The sequence below is a fragment of the Burkholderia sp. Se-20378 genome, assembly GCF_017104665.1.
GTDB lineage: Bacteria > Pseudomonadota > Gammaproteobacteria > Burkholderiales > Burkholderiaceae > Burkholderia > Burkholderia lata.
In genome coordinates this window covers 1-885 of record NZ_JAAGPG010001199.1, presented here as the reverse complement: position 1 = coordinate 885, position 885 = coordinate 1, and the positions used below count along the sequence as shown (strand labels likewise).

Annotated in this window: 1 protein-coding gene; it reads left to right on the top strand. The window is 70.1% G+C overall.

Translation table 11 applies throughout. The features are described 5' to 3' along the window. A partial coding sequence (gene hpnI, locus G3N93_RS40990) for a bacteriohopanetetrol glucosamine biosynthesis glycosyltransferase HpnI (RefSeq protein ID WP_206135632.1) occupies positions 1-885 on the top strand: 885 nt, incomplete at both ends.

Here is an 885-nt window from a genome sequence, read left to right as displayed (position 1 = left end):
CGGCCGCGCACGCCGCGCACGGCCGTGCGCGACGGCTTCGAGCCGGTCAGCGTGCTCAAGCCGCTGTGCGGCGCGGAGCCGCACCTGTACGAAAACCTCGCGACGTTCTGCGAGCAGCGTCATCCGCGGTATGAAGTGCTGTTCGGCGTCGCGTCGGCGGCCGATCCGGCCATCGCCGTGGTCGAACGGCTGCGCGCCGATTATCCCGAGTGCGACATCACGCTCGTGATCGACGCGCGCGTGCACGGCAAGAACCTGAAGGTCAGCAACCTGATCAACCTCGCCGAGCGTGCGAAGTACGGCCGCATCGTGATCGCGGACAGCGACATCGCGGTGAAGCCCGACTATCTGGAGCGCGTGACGGCGCCGCTCGCCGACGTGTCGGTCGGTGTCGTCACGTGCCTGTATCATGCGCGCAGCGTCGGCGGGTTCTGGACGCGGATCGGTGCGCAGTTCGTCGACGCATGGTTCGCACCGTCGGTCCGGATCACGCACCTTGGCCGTTCGAGCCGCTTCGGCTTTGGCGCGACGCTCGCGCTGACGCGCGACACGCTCGACCGGATCGGCGGCTTTCCCGCGCTGAAGGACGAACTGGCCGACGATTTCTGGCTGGCCGAGCTGCCGCGCCGCCTCGGGCGACGCACCGTGCTGTCGGAGGTCGAGGTCGCGACCGACGTGATCGAGCCGTCGTTCGGGCCGCTGTGGCACCGCGAGACGCGCTGGCTGCGCACGATCCGTTCGCTGAACCCGGCTGGCTTCGCGTTCCTGTTCATTACGTTTACCGTGCCGTGGCTCGCGATCGGCGCGGCGCTCGCGCTCCGCCTCGACGGCACCTTCGCCGGCTCGCTGGCGGGCTGGGCGGCCGTGGTGGGCGCGTTCGGGCGG